This is a genomic window from Pseudomonas sp. SDO5522_S412 (genome assembly GCF_054071215.1).
In genome coordinates, this window is the sequence record NZ_JBSVWQ010000235.1 from 1 (window position 1) to 8,706 (window position 8,706).

Below are 8,706 nucleotides of genomic sequence, written 5' to 3' on the forward strand. Positions count from 1 at the left end.
TTTGCTTACTTTTGCGCTGTTCAAAAGTGAGCCGCTGTAAGAGCGGAACCAATAGCAGCCGTTACCGCAGCAACGGATATGCCCCCCAAGAAAACTTTCCTCCCCCGAGCGTGACCCAGATCCCACAACCCGTTGATTAATGATGGCATCCGCTCAGCTATACTCCTCTCCATTTGAATGGCCCTCGAGGAATTACTGTGAAGAACTGGACCTTGCGCCAACGGATTTTGGCGAGCTTTGCGGTCATCATCGCGATCATGCTGCTGATGGTAGTGGTCTCGTATTCACGCCTGCTGAAGATCGAACTCAGCGAAGAATCAGTCCGTGACGACGCAGTCCCGGGGGTGTACCTGAGTTCGATGATCCGCAGTGCCTGGGTCGACAGTTACCTGCAAACCCTCGATATCATTGGCCTGCGCGAAGACAAGGGCCTCACCGACGCCGACAAGACCGACTTCAAGTCTTTCGAAACCCGTATCCTCACCCAGATGGCCAATTACAAGGCGACCATCAACGGCGGCGAGGACCAGGCCGAATTCGATAAATTCGAAGCCCTGCACCAGGCCTATAACAAGGCCCTGTCCGGCGTTCTCGACCACCTGCAGAACCACGACGTGGCCGCCGCCCGCAAACTGTTCGACGCCGAGCTGACCCCGACCTGGACCGCAGGCCGCATGAAGCTCAACGACATCATCACCGAAAACAAAAACGTCGCGGACCGCGCCACCAACGCTATCGACGACGCCGTGTCCGCTGCAAAAATCAGCATGGGCGTCTCGCTGATCCTCGCGATCCTCGCCGCCGGCCTCTGCGGCCTGCTGCTGATGCGCGCGATCATGGCGCCGATGAAACGCATCGTCGACATCCTCGAAACCATGCGCACCGGCGACTTGAGCAAACGCCTGAACCTCGAACGCAAGGACGAATTCGGCGCAGTAGAGACCGGCTTCAACGACATGATGACCGAGCTCACCGCCCTGGTGTCCCAGGCACAGCGCTCTTCGGTACAGGTCACTACCTCGGTCACCGAGATTGCCGCGACTTCCAAGCAACAACAGGCCACGGCCACTGAAACCGCCGCGACGACCACCGAGATCGGCGCTACTTCGCGGGAGATCGCTGCTACTTCCAAGGACTTGGTCCGTACCATGACCGAAGTCTCCACCGCCGCCGATCAGGCCTCGGTGGCCGCCGGCTCCGGCCAGCAAGGCCTGGCGCGCATGGAAGAAACCATGCACTCGGTGATGGGCGCGGCCGACCTGGTAAACGCCAAGCTGGCGATCCTCAATGAGAAGGCCGGCAACATCAACCAGGTGGTGGTGACCATCGTCAAGGTCGCCGACCAGACCAACCTGTTGTCCCTCAACGCTGCCATCGAGGCCGAGAAGGCCGGTGAGTACGGTCGCGGGTTTGCCGTGGTAGCCACCGAAGTGCGGCGCCTGGCCGACCAGACCGCCGTGGCCACCTACGACATCGAGCAGATGGTCCGCGAGATCCAGTCGGCGGTGTCGGCCGGGGTGATGGGCATGGACAAGTTCTCTGAAGAAGTGCGCCGTGGCATGTTCGAGGTGCAGCAGGTGGGCGAGCAGTTGTCGCAGATCATCCATCAGGTGCAGGCCCTGGCGCCACGGGTGTTGATGGTCAACGAAGGCATGCAGGCCCAGGCCACCGGCGCCGAGCAGATCAACCATGCGCTGGTGCAGTTGGGCGATGCCAGCAGCCAGACCGTGGAGTCCCTGCGTCAGGCCAGCTTTGCCATCGACGAGCTGAGCCAGGTCGCCGTCGGCCTGCGCAGCGGCGTGTCGCGTTTTAAAGTCTGATGAACGACCTCGCGGCTAAACGCGGTGCCGTTGCGGCAGTGAAGAAAGCACTGTTCCTGGTGTTTCACATCGGTAATGAACGGTATGCCCTCAAGGCCACGGAAGTGGCCGAGGTGCTGCCGCGCCTGCCGCTCAAGCCCATTGCCCATGCGCCTGCGTGGGTTGCCGGGATCTTTGCCCATCGCGGGGCAATGGTGCCGGTGATCGATCTCAGTGCCTTGACCTTCGGTACGCCGGCCCAGGCCCGCACCAGCACGCGCCTGGTGTTGGTCAATTATCAGCCGGATGCACTCACTCCGGCACGCTGGCTGGGGCTGATCCTCGAACAGGCCACCGATACCCTGCGCTGTGACCCGGCGGAGTTCCAGCCCTACGGCCTGGACAACCGCCAGGCACGTTACCTGGGCCCGGTGCGCGAAGACGAGCGTGGCTTGATGCAGTGGATCGGCGTGGCGGACCTGCTGACGGCTGACGTGCAGGCGCTGCTGTTTGCCGCGGGCGAGGAGGGTTGATGAGCAGTGATCAACGCTTCTTCGACTTCCTTAAGGAGCGCATTGGCCTGGACGTTGCCTCGGTGGGCGAAGCGATCATCGAGCGTGCCGTACGCCAGCGCAGCATGGCGCTCAGCGCGCAGACCGCCGATCAATACTGGCAGCAATTGCAGGCCTCCACCGACGAACAGCAAGCGCTGATCGAAGCGGTGATCGTCCCCGAAACCTGGTTTTTCCGTTACCCCGAATCCTTCGCCACCCTGGGCCGGCTGGCGGTCGCCCGCCTGGCCGAAATCAAGCAGATGCGCGCCCTGCGGATCCTCAGCCTGCCGTGTTCCACCGGCGAAGAACCCTATTCGATTGCCATGGCCTTGCTCGACGCCGGGCTGGCACCGCATCAGTTCAAGGTGCAGGGCATGGACGTCAGCCCGCTGTCGGTGGAGCGCGCCCGCCGTGGGGTGTACGGCAAGAATTCGTTTCGCGGCCAGGACCTCGAGTTCCGCGATCGCCACTTCACCGAGCAAACCGACGGCTACCGGATTGCCGACCGGGTACGCGAACAAGTGCGCCTGCAGGTGGGCAACCTGCTGGACCCCACGCTGCTGGCCAACGAGCCCACCTACGATTTTGTGTTCTGCCGCAACCTGCTGATCTACTTCGACCAGCCGACCCAGAAGCAGGTGTTTGAAGTGCTCAAGGGCCTGACCCACGTCGACGGCGTGCTGTTTATCGGGCCTGCCGAAGGCAGCCTGCTGGGGCGCCTGGGCATGCGTTCGATTGGCGTGCCGCAGTCGTTTGCCTTCAGCCGGCATGCGGAGCCCGCGCCTGAACCGGTATTTGTGCCGATGCCCGCGCCGATTCCTCAGCGCAGTGCCGCGCCTATCCCGACCAGGCCCCGGCCGTTCAGCACCGTCAGTGCCCAAGTGGTACCGATCAAGCCGCCGCCCCCGCAGTCGGACGCCGCCGATCTGCTCAGTCAGATTGCGACCCTGGCCAATGAAGGCAAGAGCCTGGAAGCCCGTTCTGCCTGCGAGCGTTATTTGCAGAGCCATCCGCCGGCGGCCCAGGTGTTTTATTGGCTGGGCCTGCTCAGCGATGTGGCCGGCAGCGCCCTGGAAGCCCAGGGTTATTACAGAAAAGCCTTGTACCTGGAACCCCAGCACCCGCAGGCCTTGATGCACCTGGCCGCGTTGCTCGAGTCCCAGGGCGATGTCGCCGGCGCCCGGCGTTTGCAGGCTCGTGCCGCGCGCAGCGAGCGAGCTGACAGTGAGCGTAAATCATGACCCTGGATCCCGAGCTGAACCTGACCCTGGCCGATACCCAGGCCATCGATGACTGCTGGAACCGCATCGGCATCCACGGTGACAAGTCCTGCCCGTTGCTGGCCGAGCACATTCACTGTCGCAATTGCTCGGTGTATTCCGCCGCCGCCACGCGCCTGCTCGACCGTTATGCCTTGCAGCAGGACGATCACCGCCCCGTCGCGACGCCGGAAGTCGAGGGTGATGTCCTCACCCGTTCGCTGCTGATGTTCCGCCTCGGCGAAGAATGGCTGGGCATCGCCACTCGCTGCCTGGTGGAAGTGGCGCCGTTGCAGCCGATCCATTCCTTGCCCCATCAGCGTTCCCGCGCCTTGCTGGGCGTGGCCAATGTGCGTGGCGCACTGGTGGCGTGCCTGTCCCTGGTGGAATTGCTGGGGCTGGACAGCACCGGCAGCGGCCCCAGTGGCGCACGAATCATGCCGCGCATGCTGATCATCGCGGCGCAGGACGGCCCCGTGGTGGTGCCGGTGGACGAAGTGGACGGTATCCATGCCATTGATGAACGCACCTTGAACGCGGCGTCTGCCTCCGGCACCCAGGCCAGCGCCCGCTATACCCAAGGGGTGTTGCAGTGGAAAGGCCGCAGCCTGCGCTGGCTGGACGAGGCGCAATTGTTGTCTGCCGTGACCCGGAGCCTCACATGACCCCCGACCAGATGCGCGATGCCTCGCTGCTGGAGCTGTTCAGCCTGGAAGCCGACGCCCAGACCCAGGTGCTCAGCGCCGGCCTGCTGGCCCTGGAGCGCAACCCGACCCAGGCCGACCAGCTCGAAGCCTGCATGCGCGCCGCCCATTCCCTGAAGGGCGCGGCGCGGATTGTCGGGGTGGACGCGGGGGTCAGCGTGGCCCACGTGATGGAAGATTGCCTGGTCAGCGCCCAGGAAAGCCGCTTGTACCTGCTGCCGGAACATATCGACGCACTGCTGCAAGGCACCGATTTGCTGATGCGCATTGCCACGCCGGGCAACACCGTGGGCCCGGCGGACATCGAGTCCTATGTGGCATTGATGGAGCGGTTGCTCGATCCGTCGCAGAAAGTCGCGCCGCCCACTGCGCCAAAGCCTGCGCCGCCGCCCACACCCGCGCCAGAACCTGAATTGTCGATGGAAGCGCTGCTGACCCTGCCGCCGGAGCCCGAACCCGCGCCGCCGGTCAGTGCCGAACTGCCGCGCCAAAATAAGCGCATGACCGAAGGCGGCGAGCGGGTGTTGCGGGTGACCGCCGAACGCTTGAACAGCCTGTTGGACCTGTCCAGCAAGTCCCTGGTGGAAACCCAGCGGCTCAAGCCTTACCTCGCCAGCTTGCAACGCCTCAAGCGCATCCAGAGCAACAGTGCCCGCGCCCTGGAAAACCTCGACGGCCACCTCAAGACCGTCGACCTGAGCCTGGAGGCCCAGGAAGCGCTGGCTGATACCCGCCGCCTGTTGAGCGAAGCCCAGGCGCTGCTCGCGGAAAAAACCGCCGAAATCGACGAGTTCGGCTGGCAGGCCGGGCAACGCGCCCAAGTCTTGTACGACACGGCGCTGGCGTGCCGCATGCGGCCGTTTGCCGACGTGCTGGCCGGGCAGGTGCGCATGGTGCGTGACCTGGGCCGCAGCCTTGGTAAACAGGTACGCCTGGAAATCGAAGGCGAGAAAACCCAGGTCGACCGCGATGTGCTGGAAAAACTCGAAGCGCCGCTGACCCATTTACTGCGCAATGCTGTTGACCACGGCATTGAAATTCCCGAGCAACGCCTGCTGGCGGGCAAACCGGCTGAAGGCCTGATCCGCCTGCGGGCGTCTCACCAGGCCGGCTTGCTGGTGCTGGAGTTGAGCGACGACGGTAACGGTGTCGACCTGGAGCGCCTGCGCGGCACCATCGTCGACCGGCAGTTGTCGCCGGTGGAAACCGCCCTGCGCCTGAGCGAAGAGGAACTGCTCACGTTCCTGTTCCTGCCGGGGTTCAGCCTGCGGGACAAGGTCACCGAGGTCTCGGGGCGCGGGGTCGGCCTGGATGCGGTGCAGCATATGGTGCGCCAGTTGCGCGGCGCGGTGGTGCTGGAGCAGACGGCGGGGCAGGGCAGTCGCTTCCACCTGGAGGTGCCGTTGACCCTGTCGGTAGTGCGCAGCCTGGTGGTGGAAGTTGGCGAAGAGGCCTACGCCTTCCCGCTGGCCCACATCGAGCGCATGTGCGATCTTGCGCCCGACGACATCGTGCAACTGGAAGGCCGCCAGCATTTCTGGCACGAAGGCCGGCATGTCGGCCTGGTCGCCGCCAGCCAGTTGCTGCAGCGCCCGCCGGGGCAGGGTAGTCAGGAAACCCTGAAGGTCGTGGTGATCCGCGAGCGCGATGCGGTCTACGGGATTGCCGTGGAGCGTTTTATCGGCGAGCGCACGCTGGTGGTATTGCCCCTGGACGACCGGTTGGGCAAGGTCCAGGACATCTCCGCCGGAGCGTTGCTCGATGACGGTTCGGTGGTGCTGATCGTCGACGTCGAAGACATGCTGCGATCGGTGGACAAACTGCTGAATACCGGTCGTCTGGAGCGCATCGCCCGACGCACCCAGCAAACCCTCGAAGCACCGCGCAAGCGTATTCTGGTGGTGGATGACTCGCTGACCGTGCGCGAGCTGCAACGCAAATTGTTACTTAATCGCGGTTATGAAGTGGCCGTGGCAGTCGATGGCATGGATGGCTGGAACGCGCTGCGCTCCGAAGACTTCGACCTGCTGATCACGGACATTGATATGCCTCGCATGGACGGTATTGAATTGGTCACACTCTTGCGCCGTGATACTCGCCTGCAATCCCTGCCGGTGATGGTTGTTTCCTACAAGGATCGGGAAGAAGACCGTCGTCGTGGACTGGACGCCGGCGCCGACTATTATCTAGCCAAGGCCAGCTTCCATGACGACGCGCTGTTGGACGCGGTGGTGGAGCTGATCGGAGGAGCACGGGCATGAGGATTGCGATCGTCAATGACATGCCCATGGCCGTGGAGGCCTTGCGCCGGGCGTTGAGCCTAGAGCCGGCCCACGAAGTGGTGTGGGTTGCGGGCAACGGCCTGGAAGCAGTGCAGCGTTGCGCCGAGTTCACGCCCGACCTGATTCTGATGGACCTGATCATGCCGGTGATGGACGGTGTGGAGGCCACCCGGCAGATCATGGCCGAGACGCCCTGTGCGATCCTGATTGTCACCGTCGACCGCCAGGCCAACGTCAGCCGTGTATTCGAAGCCATGGGCCATGGCGCCCTGGACGTGGTTGACACCCCTGCACTGGGCGTGGGCAATCCGAAGGACGCCGCGGCACCGCTGTTGCGCAAGATCCTCAATATCGGCTGGCTGATTGGCCAGCGTGGCAGCCGCGTGCGGGCCGAGCCTGCGCCCCAGCGGGCCACGGGCAAACGCCAGAGCCTGGTGGCCATCGGTTCGTCCGCAGGCGGCCCGGCTGCCCTGGAATCCCTGCTCAAGGGCTTGCCCCGGGACTTCTCGCCGGCCATTGTGCTGGTGCAGCATGTGGACCAGGTGTTCGCCGCCGGCATGGCTGAATGGCTGAGCAGTGCCTCCGGCCTGCCGGTGCGCCTGGCCCGGGAAGGCGAGCCGCCCCAAAGCGGCGTCGTGTTGCTGGCGGGCACCAATCATCACATTCGCCTGCTGAAGAACGGCACGCTGGCCTATACCGCCGAACCTGTGAACGAGATTTACCGGCCGTCCATCGACGTGTTTTTCGAGAGCGTCGCCAGCTACTGGAATGGCGATGCCGTTGGCGTGCTGCTGACGGGGATGGGGCGTGATGGCGCCCAGGGACTTAAGTTGATGCGTCAGCAAGGCTACCTGACCATCGCGCAGGACCAGCAAAGCTGTGCTGTTTACGGCATGCCCAAAGCGGCAGCGGCGATTGACGCGGCTGTTGAAATTCGCCCATTGGACAGAATTGCGCCACGATTGCTGGAGGTATTCGCAAAATGACCGATATCACACGCTGTCCTGGCCTGCAGGTAGTAATTCAGGTGACCGTAAATGAATGATTTGCAGCTCGACGACTTCAAGACCGACGAAAACGCCGCCATGGTGCTGCTCGTCGACGACCAGGCGATGATCGGCGAGGCCGTACGCCGGGGCCTGGCCCATGAAGACAATATCGACTTCCACTTTTGCGCCGACCCGCACCAGGCCATTGCCCAGGCGATCCGTATCAAGCCGACGGTGATCCTGCAGGACCTGGTGATGCCGGGTCTCGATGGCCTGACCCTGGTGCGCGAATACCGCAATCACCCGGCGACGCAGAACATCCCGATCATCGTGCTTTCCACCAAGGAAGACCCGCTGATCAAGAGCGCGGCGTTTGCTGCCGGGGCCAACGACTACCTGGTCAAGCTGCCGGATAACATCGAACTGGTGGCGCGCATCCGCTATCACTCGCGCTCCTACATGACCCTGTTGCAACGGGACGCGGCCTACCGGGCGCTGCGGGTCAGCCAACAGCAGTTGCTGGACACCAACCTGGTGCTGCAACGGCTGATGAACTCCGACGGCCTGACCGGGCTGTCCAATCGCCGGCATTTCGACGAATACCTGGAACTGGAATGGCGCCGCGCCATGCGTGACCAGACCCAACTGTCGCTGCTGATGATCGACGTGGACTTCTTCAAGACCTACAACGACAGTTTCGGCCACCTGGAAGGCGACGAGGCGTTACGCAAGGTGGCGGCGACCATTCGTGATGCCAGCAGCCGTCCTTCGGATTTGCCGGCGCGTTATGGCGGTGAAGAGTTTGCCCTGGTGCTGCCCAATACCTCGCCGGGCGGTGCGCGGCTGGTGGCCGAGAAGCTGCGCCAGGCGGTGGCGAGCCTGAAAATCCCGCACATTGCCCCGGCAGAAGGGGCGAGCCTGACCATCAGTATCGGCTTGGCGACCATGACCCCGGTGCAGGGCACCGATTGCCGGCAATTGATCTCGGCGGCGGACAAGGGCCTGTACCTGGCCAAGCACAATGGGCGCAATCAGGTGGGGATCGAGTAGGGAATACGGTCTGCGGGATGTCGCAGACCTAATGTGGGAGCGGGCTTGCTCGCGAATGCGGTGTGTCAG

General features: G+C 63.6%; 7 protein-coding genes. All 7 read left to right on the plus strand.

Translation table 11 applies throughout. The features are described from left to right. Nucleotides 1-257: 257 nt before the first annotated feature. Genes ACW9I6_RS27830 through ACW9I6_RS27860 form a run of 7 tightly spaced genes read left to right on the plus strand, consistent with a single transcriptional unit; the run spans nt 258 to nt 8,637 of the window. A complete protein-coding gene (locus ACW9I6_RS27830) occupies nt 258-1,820 on the plus strand; it encodes a methyl-accepting chemotaxis protein (protein ID WP_371316498.1) in 1,563 nt (520 codons plus the stop codon). Next, entirely contained in the window at nt 1,820-2,332 is a 513-nt protein-coding gene (locus tag ACW9I6_RS27835) for a chemotaxis protein CheW (protein ID WP_102368206.1), read from the plus strand. Before ACW9I6_RS27830 ends, ACW9I6_RS27835 begins: the two co-directional genes overlap by 1 nt. After that, nucleotides 2,332-3,594: a CheR family methyltransferase gene (locus ACW9I6_RS27840; RefSeq protein WP_457340064.1), complete on the plus strand. Its 1,263-nt coding sequence runs from the start codon at nt 2,332-2,334 to the stop codon at nt 3,592-3,594. The genes ACW9I6_RS27835 and ACW9I6_RS27840 overlap by 1 nt, the downstream gene beginning before the upstream one ends. Further along, entirely contained in the window at nt 3,591-4,277 is a 687-nt protein-coding gene (locus ACW9I6_RS27845; protein ID WP_102368208.1) for a chemotaxis protein CheW, read from the plus strand. The genes ACW9I6_RS27840 and ACW9I6_RS27845 overlap by 4 nt, the downstream gene beginning before the upstream one ends. After that, entirely contained in the window at nt 4,274-6,577 is a 2,304-nt protein-coding gene (locus ACW9I6_RS27850; RefSeq protein WP_457340065.1) for a response regulator, read from the plus strand. Before ACW9I6_RS27845 ends, ACW9I6_RS27850 begins: the two co-directional genes overlap by 4 nt. Then, nucleotides 6,574-7,584, plus strand: a complete 1,011-nt coding sequence (gene cheB / locus ACW9I6_RS27855; protein ID WP_003219250.1) for a chemotaxis response regulator protein-glutamate methylesterase — start codon at nt 6,574-6,576, stop codon at nt 7,582-7,584. The genes ACW9I6_RS27850 and cheB overlap by 4 nt, the downstream gene beginning before the upstream one ends. Nucleotides 7,585-7,635: 51 nt before the next feature. Continuing rightward, nucleotides 7,636-8,637 (plus strand): diguanylate cyclase, encoded by a 1,002-nt coding sequence (locus ACW9I6_RS27860; protein WP_003219248.1) that lies wholly within the window; start codon nt 7,636-7,638, stop codon nt 8,635-8,637. Nucleotides 8,638-8,706 lie beyond the last annotated feature (69 nt).